Source organism: Pseudorhodobacter sp. MZDSW-24AT, assembly GCF_002794355.1.
In the GTDB taxonomy this organism is placed as follows: domain Bacteria; phylum Pseudomonadota; class Alphaproteobacteria; order Rhodobacterales; family Rhodobacteraceae; genus Pseudotabrizicola.
The window spans coordinates 251,302-268,622 of sequence record NZ_PGOI01000008.1 but is presented as its reverse complement, the minus strand read 5'-3'; the positions used below and the strand labels follow the sequence as shown (position 1 = coordinate 268,622).

The following is a 17,321-nucleotide window of genomic DNA, read 5'->3' as shown; positions in this document are numbered from 1 at the left end:
TTTGGTCTTGGGCGGCCCGGCGTTGACCTTGGATGGAGCACAACTGCGCAGGGTGATCTGGACCACCGACATTCTGCCGCGTATAAGGCGCCTCATGTGGATGACCCGGATCATAGCGCGAATTAGTCGCCCGGCGTTTTGACGGTTTCGTTGAAGCGTCCGGGATGCGTTCTGCCTTGCGCGCGGCCCGATGGGGCCGCTGACTCCATACCCCCTTCCAAGGAATTCGCCGATGTGCGCCGACACCACCAATACTTCTGCCCCTGACACCACCGCGCCCGATTACCGCGATACGGTGTTCCTGCCGGAAACGAGCTTTGCGATGCGCGCCGGACTGCCTGCGCGTGAGCCGGACTGGCTGGCCCGCTGGGAGCGGCTGGGAGTCTATGACCGCCTGCGCGAGACGGGCCGCGCGCGCGCGCCGTTCGTGCTGCATGATGGCCCTCCTTATGCGAACGGGCACCTGCACATCGGGCACGCGCTGAACAAGGTGCTGAAGGATATGGTGGTGCGCAGCCAGCAGATGATGGGCAAGGATGCCCGCTATGTGCCGGGCTGGGATTGTCATGGTCTGCCGATCGAGTGGAAGATCGAAGAACAATACCGCGCCAAGGGCTTGGACAAGGACGAGGTGAACATCGTCGATTTCCGTCAGGAATGCCGCAAGTTCGCCGAAGGCTGGATCGACGTACAGCGCGCCGAGTTCAAGCGCCTTGGCATCACCGGCAAATGGGACAAGCCTTATCTCACCATGGATTACCACGCCGAGGCGGTGATCGCGGATGAGTTCATGAAGTTCGTGATGAACGGCGCGCTCTATCAGGGGTCGAAACCCGTGATGTGGTCGCCGGTGGAGAAAACCGCTTTGGCCGAGGCCGAGGTGGAATATCATGACCATACCAGCCATCAGGTCTGGGTGCGCTTCCGGGTGGTCGCAGGCGATGCGCTGTTCACCAAGACGCCGACCGATGTGGTGATCTGGACCACCACGCCTTGGACCATCCCGCAGAACCGCGCGATCAGCTTTGGCCCCGGCATCGGCTATGGCCTTTATGAGGTGATCGGTCGCCCTGCCGAAAGCACCGCGACCATCGGTCAGCGCGTGATCTTGGCCGACAAGCTGGCTGAGGCGGTGTTTGCCCAAGCCAAGCTGGCAGGGCCTGATATGCTGCGCCGGTTGTGCGACGTGTCGGCCGATGATCTGGCGGCACTGATCTGCGCCCACCCCTATCGCGGCATCGAAGGCGGTGCGGGCGAGTGGGATTACGATGTGCCGATGCTGCCGGGCGAGCATGTCACCGATGACGCGGGCACCGGCTTTGTGCATACCGCGCCCAGCCATGGCGATGACGACTACCAGATGGGCGTCAAGTTCGGCCTGAAGATGACCTATAACGTCGAGGCCGATGGCAGCTATCGCGCCGATCTGCCGCTGTTCGCAGGCCAGCACATCATCCTGCCCGATGGCAAGGAAGGCCCGGCGAACGTGTCCAACATCAAGGCCTTGGCCGGGGCCGGGGCGCTTTTTGCCAAGGGCAAGCTCAAGCACAGCTACCCGCATTCCTGGCGGTCGAAAGCGCCGGTGATCTATCGCAACACCCCGCAGTGGTTTGTCGCCATCGACAAGCCGCTGGAGGATGGCATGGGCGCGCATGGCGACACGATCCGCGCGCGCGCGCTCACCTCGATCTCCGAGCTGGTGACCTGGACCCCGCAAACCGGGCGCAACCGGCTGCATTCGATGATCTCGGCGCGCCCCGATTGGGTGCTGTCGCGTCAGCGTGCCTGGGGTGTGCCACTGACCTGTTTCGTCAAGAAAGGCGCGCGCCCCGATGCGCCCGATTTCCTGCTGCGCAACGCCGAAGTGAATGCCCGCATCACCGCCGCCTTCGAGGCCGAAGGCGCGGATGTCTGGTATGTGGAGGGCTTCAAAGAGCGGATGCTGGAAGGGCTGGTCGATCCGGCTGACTATGATCAGGTGTTCGATGTGCTGGATGTCTGGTTCGATTCCGGCTCCACCCATGCTTTCGTGCTGCGCGACCGCGCCGATGGGGCCGAGGACGGGATCGCCGATCTTTATCTCGAAGGAACCGATCAGCACCGTGGCTGGTTCCATTCGTCCATGCTGCAAGCCTGTGGCACCAAGGGCCGCGCCCCCTATCGCGGCGTGCTGACCCATGGCTTCACGCTGGATGAGAAGGGCATGAAGATGTCCAAGTCGCTGGGCAATACCGTGGCCCCGCAACAGGTGATCGACGAATACGGCGCCGATATCCTGCGGCTTTGGGTGGCGCAGTCCGACTACACGGTGGACCTGCGGATCGGGAAGGAAATTCTGAAGGGCGTGGCCGACAGCTACCGCCGCTTGCGCAACACCATGCGCTACATGCTGGGCGCGCTGCACGGCTTCACCGAGGCCGAGCGCCTGCCGGTGGCAGAGATGCCAGAGCTGGAGCAATGGGTGCTGCACCGTCTGGCGGAACTCGATGCCGAGGTGCGGGCAGGCTATGCCGCCTATGATTTCCAAGGCGTGTTCCAGAAGGTCTTTACCTTCGCGACCACCGATCTGTCGGCCTTCTATTTCGACGTGATCAAGGACACGCTCTATTGTGACGCGCCCGAAGCCGTGACCCGCCGCGCCGCGCGCACGGTGCTGGATCTGCTCTATCACCGCCTGACCACTTGGCTCGCACCGATCCTGGTGTTCACGATGGAAGAGGTCTGGCTCGAGCGTTTCCCGGGCGACGAGTCTTCGGTTCACCTGACCGATATTCCCGAGACCCCGGCGGCTTGGCGCAACGAGGCGCTTGGCGCAAAATGGGCGCAGGTCCGGCAGGTGCGCCGTGTGGTCACCGCCGCCCTCGAGGTGCAGCGCACCGCCAAGGTGATCGGTTCCTCGCTGGAAGCCGCCCCCACGGTGCATGTTGAGGCGCCGGCCGTGCAGGCTGCGCTCGACCGGGTGGATCTGGCGCAGGTGGCCATCACCTCGGCGCTCGCGCTCGAGCACGGATCGGCACCTGCGGGGGCCTTTACCCTGCCAGACGTGCCGGGTGTCGCCGTAGTCTTTGCGCAGGCCGAAGGACAGAAATGCCAGCGCTGCTGGCAGATCCTTCCGGATGTCGGCACCCACAGGCATCCGGGCGTTTGCAAGCGCTGCGATACCGTTCTGGGCTGATCCTGCCCCCTCGCCGCTGCGTCCCCGTCGGACGCCTCCGGCGGGGGAGTATTTGGAAAAGGTGCAAATCGGGCGCGCGCTTTGTCATTTGCACCTTTCTGAAATACTCCCGCCGGAGGCGTCCGCGGGTGGCACTCGGCGCAAGGGTGGGTCAGTAAAAGCTCTGCGGGTCGATGTCGATGGCGAGGCGTAGGGTATTGGGCAGCTTGATCTGGGCCACCCATTCACTCAGCGCCGCTTGCAAGGCGGTGCCCTTGTCGGCCTTCACCAGAAGACGGACGCGGTGGCGGCCGCGCACCCGGGCGATGGGGGCGGGGGCCGGGCCAAAGACCTGCGCGCCGATCCGGCGCAAGGGAGCGTCGAGGCGCGCGAGTTCGGCGCCGATGTCAAAGACCTGTGCCACATCGGGGCCGGAGAGGATGATTCCCGCCATCCGGCCATAAGGGGGCACGCCTGCGGATTGGCGCTCGGCGGCTTCGGCTTTCCAGAAGGCTTCTTCATCCCCGCCCAGAATGGCGCGGATCACCGGGTGATCGGGCTGGTGGGTTTGCAGCAGCGCGGTGCCCCGCAACTCTGCCCGTCCTGCGCGTCCGGCCACCTGCCGCATTAGTTGAAAGGTGCGCTCGGCCGCCCGCAGGTCTGACCCCTGCAACCCGAGGTCGGCGTCGATGACGCCGACGAGGGTGAGCAGGGGGAAGTTGTGGCCTTTGGCGACGATCTGCGTGCCGATGATGATGTCGGCGCCGCCCGCGGCGATGGTCTCGATCTGCGCTTTCAGCGCGCGGGCGGAGCCGAACAGGTCGGAGGACAGCACGGCCACCCGCGCCTCGGGGAAGCGGGCGGTGACCTCCTCGGCCAAGCGTTCCACTCCGGGGCCGACGGCGGCCATCTTGCCTTCCACCTTGCAGGCAGGGCAGGCGGTGGGCACGGGTTTGGTGGCGCCGCATTGATGGCACACGAGGCGCTTGAGAAAGCGGTGTTCGACCATGCGGGCATCACAGTCATCGCAGCCGACCTGATGGCCGCAGGCGCGGCACAGCGTGATCGGCGCATAGCCACGCCGATTGAGGAACAAGAGCGCCTGTTCCCCCTTGGCCACGCGCGCGGTGACGGCGGCGGCGAGGCTGGGGGAGACGAAGCGATCGGGGCTGAGCGTTTCCGCCCGCATGTCGATTGCCTGCATCCGGGGCATTTCCGCCGCGCCATAGCGGGCGCCCAGATCCACGCGCTGATATTTCCCGGCGTCCGCATTGGCCCAGCTTTCCAGCGAGGGCGTGGCCGAGGCCAGCACCACCGGGCAGCCCGCAATCGCCCCGCGCAGCACCGCCATATCGCGCGCGTTGTACAGCACGCCTTCTTCCTGTTTGTAGGAGGTGTCGTGTTCCTCATCCACCACGATCAGGCCAAGATCCTGAAAGGGCAGGAACAGGGCAGAGCGCGCGCCCACCACGAAGCTGGCGCCGCCTTCGGCCACCATGCGCCACAGGCGGCGGCGCTCGGTCATTGTCACGCCGGAATGCCATTCGGCGGGGCGGGCGCCAAAGCGGGCCTGCACGCGCGTCAGGAAATCGGCGGTCAGCGCGATTTCGGGCAACAGCACCAGCGCCTGACGTCCTTGGCGCAGGCATTCGGCGACGGCTTCGAGGTAGACTTCCGTCTTGCCCGATCCGGTCACGCCTTTGAGGAGGGTGCAGGAATAGTCCCCCCTGTCCACCGCCGCCACCAGCGCATCCCCGGCGGTGATCTGATCGCCTGCGAGCCGCCCTTCGGTGCGGGCATTCAGGGGCGGATAGGGCGTGTCCTTGGGGGCGTCTTCTTCGGCCAGCACGCCTTTGGCGACCAAGCCCTTGACCACCGAAGCGGTGCAGCCTGCGGCTTCCGTCAGTTCTGACAGCGTGACCGATGCGCCGCCGTAATCGCGCAAGGCCTCGATCACTCGAAAGCGCGCATCGGTAAGCTGGTTCGGCACCGGCCCGGCAAGGCGATAGACCCGGCGGGTCGCCGCCCCCGACATCAGCCCCGGGGCGCGGGTGGCCAAGCGCAGCATCGCGGGCAGGGGGGTCAGGGTGTAATCGGCAGCGCGGGCGAGAAAGGCGCGCAACTCGGCCCGCATCGGGCGCGCGTCAAGCACGCGGGCAATGCTGCGCAGCTTGGCGGCGTCATAGCTGCCTTCGCCCGCGCCCCAGACCACGCCAAGCACCTTGCGCGGGCCAAGCGGCACCTCGACAAAATCGCCCGACCCGCAGCCGCCCTCGGGCGCGCGGTAATCCAGCAGGCCCAGACCCGAGCGGCCCAGCGACTCGGTGATCAGCACGCCCACCGTCTCGCCTGCGGCAAAGGTCCGATCTGTGACTGTAGGCGCCATCCGCTGTCTTTCGTTCTGTGTGCTGATGGGGTAAACCCCCGGTGAACCCCTCGCAACCCATCGAAGGACGCGCCCCATGAGATTTTTCGTAGACACCGCCGATGTCGAGGCGATTGCCGAGTTGAACGACCTTGGCATGGTGGATGGTGTGACCACCAACCCCTCGCTGATCCTGAAGTCCGGCCGGGACATTCTGGAAGTGACCAAAGAGATCTGCGGCATCGTTTCGGGCCCGGTGTCGGCCGAAGTCGTGGCGCTCAAGGCCGATGACATGATCGCCGAAGGCCGCAAGCTGGCCGAGATCGCCGAGAACATCGCCGTCAAGGTGCCGCTGACCTGGGACGGATTGAAGACCTGCAAGGTGCTTTCGAGCGAAGGCTTCATGGTGAACGTGACCCTGTGCTTCAGCGCAAATCAGGCGCTGCTGGCAGCCAAGGCGGGGGCGACCTTCATCAGCCCCTTCATCGGGCGTCTGGATGACATCAACCTGGACGGGCTGGAACTGATCGGCGACATCCGTCAGATCTATGACAACTACGGTTTTGACACGCAGATTCTGGCCGCGTCGATCCGCACCGCCAACCATGTCACGCAATGCGCGCTGATTGGGGCCGATGTGATGACGGCGCCGCCTTCGGTGATCAAGGCGATGGCGGGCCATGTGCTGACCGACAAGGGCTTGGATCAGTTCATGAAAGACTGGGCCAAGACCGGTCAGAAGATCATCTGATCAGGAGAGTGACAGCCACAGGCGGGCGAGCGCGAGTTCGGCCGTCTCATGGCCGCCGTTTTCCACTCCGGCAGACCAGAGCGCGGCCCCGGCCGCATAGGCGGCGGGCATCAGCCCGCCGTTTTCGCATTGGCTGACCGCACGCAGGCGGCAGCCTGCGGCAGTGGCGTTGCGCAAGGCCGCGATGAGGGCGGGGTCTTGCATCATGGTGCCCGCACCAAAGACGCGCAAAACGGCGCCGTCGAGTTCGGCCAAGGCGGCGGCGAGGGCTGGGGCGGGCAGGCCGGGGGAAAGCGACAGGATGGCCAGCCGACGCGGCGCAAAGCGCGCGGCAGCGGCGGGCTGCGGGGTCTGGGCTGTGCTGCGGAAGGCGTCGGCGCTGTGGCTGTCTTGCTTGACCAGCCCCGCACCGGGCAGGAGCTTGCCGGCAAAGGCGAGCCAGACACCGGGGGGCGCTGTCTGGGCCGAGGCGAGCGCGAGGGAAAGGTTTGCCTCTGCATCGCCGCCCGTGTTCAGCGGTGCCATGGCGCCGCAAAGGATGACGGGCAGGCGGGGCGTTGCCAGCGCGGCGGAGAGGGCGGCGCCGGTATAGGCCATGGTGTCGGTGCCATGCACGATGATCACCGCCGTGCCTTGCCATGCCGCGATCCGGTCGAGCATGTGGTTCCAGTCGGCCGGGCGGATATTGGCACTGTCGATCAAGGGCGAGAATGTCTCGACCGTTGTCTGTGTGCCGGTCGGCGTGAGCGTGGCAAGGGCGGTTTCCAGAACGCCCGCGCCGGGATGCAGGCCTTCGGGGCCGGGGACCATGCCGATGGTGCCGCCGGTGTAAAGGATCAGAATTTCCGCCAAGACTGTGCCCCCTTCCGCGCATTGCCAAAGCGACATAACAGATACAGCGGGGCGGCGGAATGCGACACCCAGCCAAAGGCGGCGGCACAAGACCTTCCCCATGCGGGACGCTTTTTGCTATGATCGCAGACAAATCACCAAGAAGAACCGGGCAGAGAGACGATGATCGAACAAGACCTGCGCGACCGCCTGATTGCGGAGCCCGAGACGATTCTCGAGGACCGCGATCTGATGGCCGCGCTGATCGGCGCGAACGAACGCGCGATGGGCAGCAATGTGGTGGACCTGCGCGGGATCGCGATGGAGCGGTTGTCAAACCGTCTGGACCGGCTGGAAGACACGCATCGCACGGTGATCGCGGCGGCCTATGAGAATCTGGCGGGCACCAATCAGGTGCACCGGGCGATCATGCAGATGCTGGACCCGCTGAGCTTTGAGGATTTCCTGAAAAATCTTGCCACGGATGTGGCGGCGACCTTGCGGGTGGACAGTGTGCGCTTGGTGCTGGAATCGGTGCAGGATGCCGAAGACCCGGCCTTGCGCAAGCTGGGCGAGGTGCTGTTCGTGGCCGGGCCGGGGTTCGTGGGGGAATACCTGTCGGGCGGGCGCAACGTGCCTTTGCGTCCGGTGACGCTGCGCCAGACCATTCCGGCCTCGGACATGATTTATGGCGAAAGCGCGGGCTGGATTCGGTCGGAAGCGCTGTTGAAGCTGGATTTCGGCAAGGGGCGGCTGCCGGGCATGCTGGTGCTGGGGGCCGAGGACCCGCATCAGTTCAAGCCGACGCATGGCACCGATCTGCTGGCGTTTTTCGCAGGCGTGTTCGAGCGGACCATGCGGCGCTGGCTGGCATGACGACGCTGTCTCCTCAGGTGCGCGCGGCGCTGGAGAGTTGGAGCCAGCAGCTTTCGGGTGTGCATGGGGCGGCGCGCAATACGGTGACCGCCTATCTGCGCGATGTGACGGGATATCTGGAATTTCTCGCGCGGCATCGTGGCGGCACCGAGGGGTTGGCGGATCTGGGGCATCTGCCGCAAGGCGATTTGCGGGCGTGGATGGCGCATGAGCGCGCGCGGGGGCTGTCGGCGCGGTCGCTGGCGCGGGCGCTGAGTTCGGTGAAGAATTTCACCGCTTGGGTGGCGGATCGCGCGGGGGCCGATGCGACAACGGTGCTGTCGGCGCGCGCGCCGCGGTTCAAGCGCAAGTTGCCGCGCCCGCTGAGCGTGGAGGGCGCGCAGGACATGATCGCGGCTGTGGGTGAACAGGCGCGGGAAGATTGGGTGGGCGCGCGTGACCGGGCGGTGGTGACGTTGCTGTATGGCTGCGGCTTGCGGATTTCTGAAGCCTTGGCCCTGACGGGGGCGGCGCATCCGCTGCCAGAGGTGTTGCGCATCACCGGCAAGGGCAACAAGATTCGGCTGGTGCCGGTGCTGCCGGTGACACGCGCGGCGGTGGCCGATTATGTGCGGCTGTGCCCGTTCCCACTGGAGGCGGATCAGCCGTTGTTCCGGGGCGCGCGGGGCGGGCCACTGAACCCGCGCCTGATCTCGGCCGTGGTCGAGCGGGCGCGGATGCAGTTGGGCCTGCCCGCGACCGCCACCCCACATGCCATGCGCCACAGCTTTGCCACCCATCTGCTGGCCGCGGGCGGCGACTTGCGGGCGATTCAGGAATTGTTGGGCCACGCCTCGCTGTCGACCACGCAGGTTTACACGGCGGTCGATGCCGCGCGCCTGATGGACGTGTATGAAAAGGCACATCCGCGTGCCTGAACTTTGTGCAAGGAGCGCCTGAGCGGTTGCGCCCGACCGCGCTTTGCGCCATCAAAACGTGATGGATCTACGTTACAAAGCCCTCTCCGTTCACCTGCTGACCGCTTCTGGCGCTGTTTTGTCGATGTTCGCCATGCTGGCGGCTGTCGAGGAAAAGTGGAGCCTGATGTTTTTGTGGCTGGTGTTTGCCCTGATTGTCGATGGCATCGACGGGCCTCTGGCACGGCGCTACGAGGTGAACAAGAACTGGCCGAATTATGATGGGGTTCTGCTGGACCTGATCATCGACTTCCTGACCTATGTTTTCATTCCGGCCTATGCCTTGTTCAAGTCCGGCCTGCTGCCGGGCTGGACAGGCTGGATTGCAATCATTGTGATTGTCTATGGCTCGGTGATCTATTTCGCCGATACCCGCATGAAGACAAAGGACAAATCCTTTTCAGGCTTTCCGGCCTGCTGGAACATGGTGGTGCTGGTTCTGTTCGCGGTGGCTCCGAGCAAAGGTGTGATTCTGGCGATTGTGATCGCGCTGACGGTGGCCATGTTCCTGAACCTGAAGTTCATCCACCCGACCCGCACCAAACGCTGGCGCGCGGTGTCCTTGCCGGTTTCGCTGCTGTGGGTGATTTTTGCCGGTTGGGCGGCGTTCGTGGAATTCCACCCGGCGTCTTGGGCGCATTGGGGGCTGATCCTGACCTCGCTTTACCTGACCTTCGCGGGGATCGCGCAACAGGTGATCCCGGAGCGGCCGGGCCTGCGTTAAAGCCGGGTGAGCAAGACCCCTGCGACGATGACAAGAGCGGCGAGGGCTTTCTCGCCGTTCATTTTTTCGCCGAAGGCGATCCATCCGATCAGCACGGCGAACAGGATCGAGGTTTCGCGCAAGGCGGCCACCACCGCGATGGGGGCGATGGTCATCGCCCAGATCGACACGGCATAGGCCCCATAGCTTGCGGCCGAGGCGACAGACCCAAGCGCCCAAGCCCGGCGGTTCATCGGCAGGACAGACCGGCCGCGCAGCGCGAGCATGCCCAAGGTGAAGATCAGGCCATCGGCGACGAAGACCCAAGCCACATAGGCGGCGGGCGCGCCGGAAATGCGAGCCCCCATGCCGTCGATCATCGTATAGGTCGCGGTGGCCGCCGCCGAGCCCAAGGCGAAGGGCAAAAGGCGGCGGTCCTCGCCGCTGGAGAAGACGCCGCGTGCCATCAGAAGGATGCCGCAGCCCAGCACGGCGATGGCAAGATATTGCTGGCCGCTGACCGCATCGGGCAGCATCAGCGCGCCCACCAGCGCCACCACCATGGGCGCCGCGCCACGCGCGATCGGATAGACGCGCGACAGGTCGCCCCGGTCATAGGCGTAGGTGAGGAAGAACTTGTAGGCGAAATGCGTGCATCCCGCCGCGATGACCCAAGGGATCGCCGCCGGGTCGATGGGGGGCGAGACCGCGATGACGGCAAGGCCGATGGGCACTTCGATCACCGAGAGGATCACCATGGTGCCCACCTTCGAGGTGCCCAGCTTGATCAGCGCGTTCCACAGCGCATGCAGGAAGGCCGCGCCCAGAACGGCCAGAAACACCCCAAGGCTCATGCCCATGCCCTCGTTTTCTCCATGCGTAAGCGGGTGCTAAGGAGGGCGCAAGACGGGCCTCTGTAACCCACACAATCGCGCGCTTGGCACGGCGCGCGCTTCGGGTGTAGGGGATTTGCTATGTTCGAGCGCATGTCCCTTGATGATGCCCACAGCTTGCCGCGTTGGCGCAGGCCCGAGGCGCTGCTGTATGTGATGGCCGCTGCGATGCCTTTGGCCTTTGCCACATGGTCGGCGGTGCTGAACAACTTTGTGATCGAGATGGCCGGGTTCACCGGGGTCGAGATCGGCTGGCTGCACACGGTGCGCGAGATTCCGGGCTTGCTGGCGGTGCTGGTGATCGCGCTTTTGCTGGTGTTCCGTGAACAGGTGCTGGCGTTGTCGAGCCTGCTGCTTCTGGGGCTGGCAACGGCGGTGACGGCGTGGTTTCCCAGCTTTGGCGGGTTGCTGATCGTGACCTTGCTGTCGTCGATCGGCTTTCACTACTTCGAGACGGTCAACCAATCCTTGCAACTGCAATGGGTGGAGAAGGGCCGCGCGCCACAGGTGCTGGGGCGGATTGTGGCGGTGGGGTCCGGGGCGGCGCTGCTGGCCTATGGCCTGCTGGTGGTGCTGTGGGAGCGGTTCGCGCTGACCTATGACACGGTTTACATGGTGTCGGGCGGGGCGACGATCCTGCTTACGCTTTTTGCGGCCTTGGCCTATCCGCAATTCGTGAACCCGGTCAAGCAGCGCAACTCCATCGTGCTGCGGCGGCGCTATTGGCTGTTTTATGCGCTGCAATTCATGGCCGGATCGCGGCGGCAGATCTTTGTGGTCTTTGCCGGGTTCATGATGGTCGAACGCTTTGGCATGAAAGTGTCAGAGATGACGGCGCTTTTGCTCATCAACTATGTTCTGCAGATGGTGGCGGCCCCGGCGATGGGGCGCGCCTTGGGGCGGTTTGGCGAACGTTCGGTGATGGCCTTCGAGTATCTGGGACTGACGCTGGTGTTCCTGCTGTATGGCGGGCTTTACTGGTTCGGCTGGGGGCTGGTGATCGCCGGGGCGCTGTATATCGCCGATCAGATGTTCTTTGCGCTCTCCTTTGCCCTGCGCACCTATTTTCAGAAGATCGCCGATCCTGCCGATATTGCCCCTACGGCGGCGGTTTCCTTCACCATCAACCACATCGCTGCGGTGTTTTTGCCGGCCGCGATGGGGTATCTGTGGGCGACTTCGCCGGATTACGTGTTTCTGCTTGGCGCGGGGATGGCGCTGATCGCTTTCGCGCTGGTCCTGCTGATCCCCCGCCATCCCGAGCCGGGATATGAAACAATCTTTGCACGCGGCCTGCCACAACCGGCGGAATGAGTGGCGGTTCGGGCGATCGTTCCTATATATCGAGTCTGGCATTAGGAGAGTTTCAAGATGTTCTTCATGGACCGCGCCAAGACGCAGATGGTTGACCCCAAGAACGCGCTGCCCGGGCGGGCAGAGCCGCTGCCGACCGCCGAGACGCATTTCATTTCCGGCATTCCGCTGAAATCCCCCGTGCCCGAGGGCATGGAAGAGGCGATGTTCGGCATGGGCTGCTTCTGGGGCGTCGAGCGCAAGTTCTGGCAGGTGCCCGGCGTCTGGCTGACGATGGTGGGCTATGCCGCAGGCTACACGCCGAACCCGACCTATAAGGAAACCTGCACCCAGCTGACCGGGCACAATGAGGTGGTGCGGGTGATCTATGACCCGTCGGTGGTGAGTTACGAGCAGCTGTTGAAGCTGTTCTGGGAAAACCACGATCCCACACAAGGCATGCGTCAGGGCAATGACGTGGGGTCCACTTACCGCAGCGGCATCTACACCTACACGCCTGCGCAGGCCGAGGCCGCCGAGGCCAGCAAGGCCGTCTATCAGGCCGCGTTGACGGCGGCAGGGCGGGGCGCGATCACCACCGAGATCCTGCCCGCCCCGGTGTTCTACTATGCCGAGGACTACCACCAGCAATACCTTGAGAAGAACCCGAACGGCTATTGCGGGATCGGCGGCACGGGTGTGACCTGCCCGATTGGCACCGGCGTTTCGGCCTGATCTTGCCGCAGCCCGCACTGGATGTGCTGGTGATCGGGGCCGGGCCTGCGGGTGCGGCCGCCGCGATCACCGCCGCATCCGCCGGGCTGCGGGTGGCCTTGATCGACAAGGCGGCTTTCCCGCGCGACAAGCTGTGTGGCGGTGGGGTTACGGCGCGGGCCTATGGATATGCCCGCGCGGTTTTTGGCGACCTGCCGCAGGATCTGTTTCATGTCAGCCGCGCGGTGCGGTTTTCCAGCGGCACCGCCACCGTGGCACGGGTGGAACCAGCGCCCCCGATTTACATGACCATGCGGAGCGGCTTTGACGCGGTCTTGCGCGCGCGGGCCATCGCGGCGGGGGCGGTGGATTGCTGCGGCCAGCGGATGATGGACTGTGCTCCCGAGGCAGGGCGGGTGACGCTGGCCGATGGGCAGGTGTTGCAAGCGGCGGTGGTGATCGGGGCGGATGGCGTTCACTCGGCGGTGGCGCGCGCGCTTTTGGGCGGCGGGCCGGACCTGCGCAGCATGGGCTTTGCGCTGGAAGCCGAGGTGCCGGGCGCACCGGGGCCGGAGACCGAGCTGGATCTGACAGCGCTGCCTTGGGGCTATGGCTGGGATTTCCCGAAGCCGCAGGGGCGCACCTTGGGCATCGGCGGACTGGCGGTGCAGGATCAGGATTTGCGCCCCCGGTTTCACGCTTGGTTGCGCGCGCGCGGCGTGGATCCGGCACTGGTAAAGATCAAGGGGCATCACCTGCCGTCGGGCACGTCGCGGCCTCAGGCAGGGCGGGGATCCGTGCTTTTGGCAGGGGATGCGGCGGGTCTGGTCGATCCGATCACGGGCGAGGGCATTGGTTGGGCCATCCTTTCGGGCCAGATGGCAGGGCAGGCGGCGGTGGAGGCGCTTCGGGCGCGCGCGCCGGACTCGGCGTTTCAGCGCTATCACAGGCGGATGGGTCCGGTCCGGGCCGAGCTGGTGCGGGCGCGGCTTTTGGCGAAGCTGGTGTATCACCCGGCGCTGCAACCACGGCTTTTGCGCAGCCTCGCCGGTTCGGATCACCTGCAACGCCGCTATCTGGCGCTTTTGGCGGGTGAGATGGATTACGCCGATCTGGGGCCACGCCGTCTGGCCGGGGTGATGTGGCGGGTGCTGGCGGCACGCCATGCGCGCAGTCGCCTTGACGCCACTGGCAGCGGCGGCTAGGCCCTGAGGCGCAACTGCCAGAGGTTTTGCCATGCCCACCTATACCGCCCTGACCACGATTGCCGGTGACGATGCCGCCGAAGCCTTGGCGCAGGCGCTGGAGCGGATGCAGCCGGAACCGATGGAGGTGGAGATTTACGACGAGGCCGAGACGCCCGGTCTTGCCCGAGTGGTGGCCCTGTTCGCCAAAGCGCCGAATGGCGCGGTGCTGGATGTGCTGGCCGAGGCTTTCGGGGCGACGGCCTTCACCGTGACGGAGCATGCACAGCGCACCTTTACCGCGCTGACAACCCTGCCGGGGGAGGGGGCTGCCAAAGCGCTTGCAGAAGCGATCGAGGCGATGGAACCCGCGCCTTATGGCGTTGGCGCGTTTGAAATCGAGGATGACTCCGGTCTGTGGGAGGTGGGGTCCTATTTTCTGGAGGAGCCCGATGCCGCGATGCTGGATCAGCTGGGCAGTGCCCATGGCGCAAAGCCTTTTGTGATTTCCGAACTGCCGGAGATCGACTGGGTGGCCAAGGTGCGGCGCGAGTTGGCGCCGGTCGAGGCGGGGCGCTTCTTTGTGTTTGGCAGCCATGATGCCGAGCGGGCGACCGGGCTGGGGCCGGATCGGGTGGCGTTGCAGATTGAGGCGACGGTCGCCTTTGGCACCGGGCATCATGGCACCACGCTGGGATGTTTGCGTGCCTTTGACCGGCTGTTCAGCGAAGGCTTTGCCCCCGCCCGTGTTGCCGACATCGGCTGCGGCACCGCCGTTCTGGCGATGGCGGCGGCGGCCGTGCTGCCCGAGGCTTTGGTGCTGGCCAGCGACATCGACCAAGTGGCGGTGGATGTGGCGCGGGCGAATGTGTTGATCAACGGGTTGGAAGGCCGGATCGAATGCATGGAGGCCGCAGGCTTTGCGCATCCGCGCCTTGCCGAGGCCGCGCCCTTTGATCTGGTCTTTGCCAATATCCTCAAGGGTCCGCTGATCGAGCTGGCGCCGCCGATGGCGGCCCATCTGGGGGCAGGGGGATTGTGCATCCTGTCGGGTCTGCTGGTGGTGCAGGCCGAAACCGTGACTGCCGCCTATGTCGCGGCTGGTTTCGAGCCGGTGGGGCGTGAGGACATCGGAGAGTGGTCCACGCTTGTGATGCGCCGGATTTGAGACAAAGCCCGGCGATTGTTGCCAAGGCTCTGAGAAAAGCGCCGCGGCGACGCCACATTTCTGCCCTAGGATGGTCTCGTGGGGTGTATGAGTGTGGAGTTTGGTCATGTATGACCCAGGCATCGCTGAGTTCAACAATCGCATCGAACGCATCCAGAAGGCCCGCGCCAAGGGCTATGGATTTGAGGCCGAGGGCGCTTTGGGGCGCTCTTTCTACAGCCGTAAGAACACCAGACGCGGGCGCTTTTGGCGCGTGCCGGTCCTGCGGCCGCTTGTCATCGCGTTGATGTTCGGCACGGTGCTGAAAGCGTTGGTTCTGTATGAGCTTGGCGGACCGGCCTATGAGATGCGCGTGGCTGGCTTGCTGGCGCAGGACGGGGTCGCACGGATCGGGGGCTGGCTGATGCAAGCCGATCCGCTGACGGCCACGCTTGCAGGGCAGATCGGCGCCTTGGCGCGGCTGGACGGCTGAGCCGCGCCGCGCCCGGCGGTCCCAGCGCAGCAAAAAGGCCACCAGAGCGCTGCTCGGTGGCCTTTGGCATTCGGCTGAGAGGGCTGATTGCGAGCGGGTGCGCCCTTGGATCAGCGGGTCAGGCTCTCGATGTCGCCGCGGCACAGACCGATATCGTCAAGCTCACGGTCCGAAAGTTTGGACAGGGCCTTGCGGGTGATGCGGGCATCGTTCCAAGCGGAGACAGCAGCGAACATGCTGCCGATGCCTTGAACGGCGCGGAAAATCGAGATGGCGCCGAACGGCGCCGTGCGGGTCGTCTCATAGGCGGCCATGGCGGTTATCCTTTTTAAACTGCTTACTGGAGAGGCATTTTTGCCCTCGCGTTGCCACATAACGATGCTGCATATGCAAAGCAAGTGGAGCGATTGGCATGGCAGCCATGCAGCGCCTGCATGGGAGGAGGCCGCAATTTTACCTTAATTTTAAGGCTCTGGCGGCCTTGGCGGCGATTGCGTCGCGGGTGATCTGCGGAAGGTCGCTTTTGCTGCACCTGCGTAACAGACCCGTGACGCGCGGCACCTGTTTTGCGGCGCGCGTCGCCGGATTTCGGGAAGGGCTTGGCCTATGTTCCCCTTTCGTGCTAGCCCTTGGTCAAGAAAGATTTTCACAAAACAGGGGCAAGGGCGGGCATGCGGGTTTTGGGAATCGATCCGGGGTTGCGAAACCTTGGCTGGGGTGTGATCGATGTGATGGGCGCGCGCATCACCCATGTCGCCAATGGCATCTGCCATTCCGAAGGGGGTGACGGCACCTTGGCCGAGCGTCTGCGCAGCTTGCACGCTCAGCTGACAGAGGTTCTGCGGATCTGGCAGCCGGAAACGGCGGCGGTGGAGCATACATTCGTGAACAAGGATGCGGTGGCCACCTTGAAACTGGGGCAGGCGCGGGGGATCGCGCTGCTGGTTCCGGCGCAGTTCGGGCTGGAGGTGGGGGAATATGCCCCCAACGCGGTGAAGAAATGCGTGGTGGGCGTCGGCCATGCCGCCAAGCAACAGGTGGACCATATGGTGCGGCTGCATCTGCCGGGGGTGGTGATCAAAGGGGCGGACGCCGCCGATGCCTTGGCGATTGCGATTTGCCATGCGCATCATGTGCAATCCTCGGGCCGGTTGCAGGCTGCAGTGAAAAGGGCGGCAGGATGATCGGGAAGATTTCGGGCAGGTTGGATTGGCGCGGGCCGGGCGAGGTGCTGATCGATGTGCGCGGCGTGGGCTATATCGTGCATGTGTCAGAGCGCACGCTGGCGGGCCTGCCAGTCTTGGGCGAGCCGGTGTCATTGTATACCGAGCTGGTGGTGCGCGAGGATCTGCTGCAATTGTTCGGCTTTCCGAGCATGCTGGAGAAGGAATGGCACCGTCTGCTGGTGACGGTGCAAGGCGTGGGGGCGAAGGCCGCGCTTTCGATTTTGGGGGCGCTGGGGCCCGAAGGGGTCGCACGCGCAATCACGCTGGGGGATGCCCGCGCCGTGCAGGCGGCGCCGGGGGTGGGGCCAAAGCTCGCGCAGCGGGTGATCCTGGAGCTGAAGGCCAAGGCGCCCTCGGTGATGGCGGCGGGCGTAAGCCTGTCGGCGCGCGCTGAGGTGGATGCGGCGGTGATCGAAGAGATCGCGGCCGCGGATGCGCCGCGCAAACGGGCGGCGCCGAAAACGCCTGCCAAGGCGGATGACGCCCCGGCGCGACGGGCGGCCATCACGGCCGATGCGCTTTCGGCGCTGCTCAACCTTGGCTACGGGCAAGGCGATGCAGCCCAGGCTGTGGCGACAGTGGCAGGCGAAGAGCCGGAAGCGGACACCGGCACCTTGATCCGCAAGGCGCTGCGCGTGCTGGCCCCGCGCTGAGAAAGGGGGGCTCTGCCCCCCCGCCTGCGGCGTCCCCCCGGGATATTTTGGCCAAGATAAAGGTCATGGGGGTTTTCAGCCT

The 17,321-nt window shown here is 65.1% G+C and carries 16 protein-coding genes; 12 read left to right on the top strand and 4 right to left on the bottom strand.

Annotated features, from left to right (window positions below):
* Positions 1-232: 232 nt before the first annotated feature.
* Positions 233-3,175 carry an isoleucine--tRNA ligase gene (ileS, locus tag CUR21_RS10910; protein WP_100197064.1) on the top strand — a complete coding sequence of 981 codons (2,943 nt, stop codon included), beginning with the start codon at positions 233-235 and terminating at the stop codon, positions 3,173-3,175.
* Between the two features lie 151 nt (positions 3,176-3,326).
* On the opposite strand, the gene CUR21_RS10905 is transcribed toward ileS, so the two are convergent.
* Positions 3,327-5,540, bottom strand: coding sequence for a primosomal protein N' (locus tag CUR21_RS10905; protein WP_100197063.1), 2,214 nt, complete (start codon positions 5,538-5,540; stop codon positions 3,327-3,329).
* A gap of 76 nt (positions 5,541-5,616) precedes the next feature.
* Here CUR21_RS10905 and fsa point away from each other — a divergent pair, with 76 nt between their 5' ends.
* Positions 5,617-6,270, top strand: coding sequence for a fructose-6-phosphate aldolase (gene fsa / locus CUR21_RS10900; RefSeq protein ID WP_100197062.1), 654 nt, complete (start codon positions 5,617-5,619; stop codon positions 6,268-6,270).
* On the opposite strand, the gene CUR21_RS10895 is transcribed toward fsa, so the two are convergent.
* On the bottom strand, positions 6,271-7,122 hold the full coding sequence (locus CUR21_RS10895; RefSeq protein WP_232622759.1) for an asparaginase domain-containing protein: 852 nt from the start codon (positions 7,120-7,122) through the stop codon (positions 6,271-6,273). It abuts the gene before it with no gap.
* Between the two features lie 162 nt (positions 7,123-7,284).
* Here CUR21_RS10895 and CUR21_RS10890 point away from each other — a divergent pair, with 162 nt between their 5' ends.
* The 3 genes from CUR21_RS10890 to CUR21_RS10880 all read left to right on the top strand — a co-directional run bounded on the left by CUR21_RS10890 (position 7,285) and on the right by CUR21_RS10880 (position 9,657).
* Positions 7,285-7,977 (top strand): DUF484 family protein, encoded by a 693-nt coding sequence (locus CUR21_RS10890; RefSeq protein WP_100197061.1) that lies wholly within the window; start codon positions 7,285-7,287, stop codon positions 7,975-7,977.
* The gene (locus tag CUR21_RS10885; RefSeq protein WP_100197060.1) at positions 7,974-8,894 is read left to right on the top strand and encodes a tyrosine recombinase XerC; all 921 of its coding nucleotides are present in this window, start codon (positions 7,974-7,976) and stop codon (positions 8,892-8,894) included. Before CUR21_RS10890 ends, CUR21_RS10885 begins: the two co-directional genes overlap by 4 nt.
* Positions 8,895-8,955: 61 nt before the next feature.
* Positions 8,956-9,657 carry a phosphatidylcholine/phosphatidylserine synthase gene (locus CUR21_RS10880; protein WP_198431679.1) on the top strand — a complete coding sequence of 234 codons (702 nt, stop codon included), beginning with the start codon at positions 8,956-8,958 and terminating at the stop codon, positions 9,655-9,657.
* Here the strand turns inward: CUR21_RS10880 and CUR21_RS10875 are convergent.
* Complete coding sequence (locus tag CUR21_RS10875) at positions 9,654-10,490, bottom strand: DMT family transporter (RefSeq protein ID WP_100197501.1); 837 nt, start codon at positions 10,488-10,490, stop codon at positions 9,654-9,656. The genes CUR21_RS10880 and CUR21_RS10875 overlap by 4 nt on opposite strands.
* A gap of 120 nt (positions 10,491-10,610) precedes the next feature.
* Between CUR21_RS10875 and CUR21_RS10870 the strand changes: the two genes are divergently transcribed.
* The 5 genes from CUR21_RS10870 to CUR21_RS10850 all read left to right on the top strand — a co-directional run bounded on the left by CUR21_RS10870 (position 10,611) and on the right by CUR21_RS10850 (position 15,360).
* Entirely contained in the window at positions 10,611-11,843 is a 1,233-nt protein-coding gene (locus tag CUR21_RS10870) for an MFS transporter (RefSeq protein ID WP_100197058.1), read from the top strand.
* Between the two features lie 57 nt (positions 11,844-11,900).
* Positions 11,901-12,557 carry a peptide-methionine (S)-S-oxide reductase MsrA gene (gene msrA, locus CUR21_RS10865; protein ID WP_100197057.1) on the top strand — a complete coding sequence of 219 codons (657 nt, stop codon included), beginning with the start codon at positions 11,901-11,903 and terminating at the stop codon, positions 12,555-12,557.
* Positions 12,558-12,559: 2 nt separating this feature from the next.
* On the top strand, positions 12,560-13,741 hold the full coding sequence (locus tag CUR21_RS10860; RefSeq protein WP_157791994.1) for an NAD(P)/FAD-dependent oxidoreductase: 1,182 nt from the start codon (positions 12,560-12,562) through the stop codon (positions 13,739-13,741).
* Positions 13,742-13,991: 250 nt separating this feature from the next.
* A complete protein-coding gene (locus CUR21_RS10855; protein WP_232622795.1) occupies positions 13,992-14,888 on the top strand; it encodes a 50S ribosomal protein L11 methyltransferase in 897 nt (298 codons plus the stop codon).
* Positions 14,889-14,994: 106 nt separating this feature from the next.
* Entirely contained in the window at positions 14,995-15,360 is a 366-nt protein-coding gene (locus CUR21_RS10850; RefSeq protein ID WP_100197055.1) for a hypothetical protein, read from the top strand.
* A gap of 110 nt (positions 15,361-15,470) precedes the next feature.
* On the opposite strand, the gene CUR21_RS10845 is transcribed toward CUR21_RS10850, so the two are convergent.
* Positions 15,471-15,674: a DUF1127 domain-containing protein gene (locus tag CUR21_RS10845; RefSeq protein ID WP_100197054.1), complete on the bottom strand. Its 204-nt coding sequence runs from the start codon at positions 15,672-15,674 to the stop codon at positions 15,471-15,473.
* A 357-nt stretch (positions 15,675-16,031) separates the two neighbouring features.
* Here CUR21_RS10845 and ruvC point away from each other — a divergent pair, with 357 nt between their 5' ends.
* Positions 16,032-16,544, top strand: coding sequence for a crossover junction endodeoxyribonuclease RuvC (gene ruvC, locus CUR21_RS10840; RefSeq protein ID WP_100197053.1), 513 nt, complete (start codon positions 16,032-16,034; stop codon positions 16,542-16,544).
* Positions 16,541-17,239 (top strand): Holliday junction branch migration protein RuvA, encoded by a 699-nt coding sequence (gene ruvA / locus CUR21_RS10835; protein WP_100197052.1) that lies wholly within the window; start codon positions 16,541-16,543, stop codon positions 17,237-17,239. Before ruvC ends, ruvA begins: the two co-directional genes overlap by 4 nt.
* Positions 17,240-17,321 lie beyond the last annotated feature (82 nt).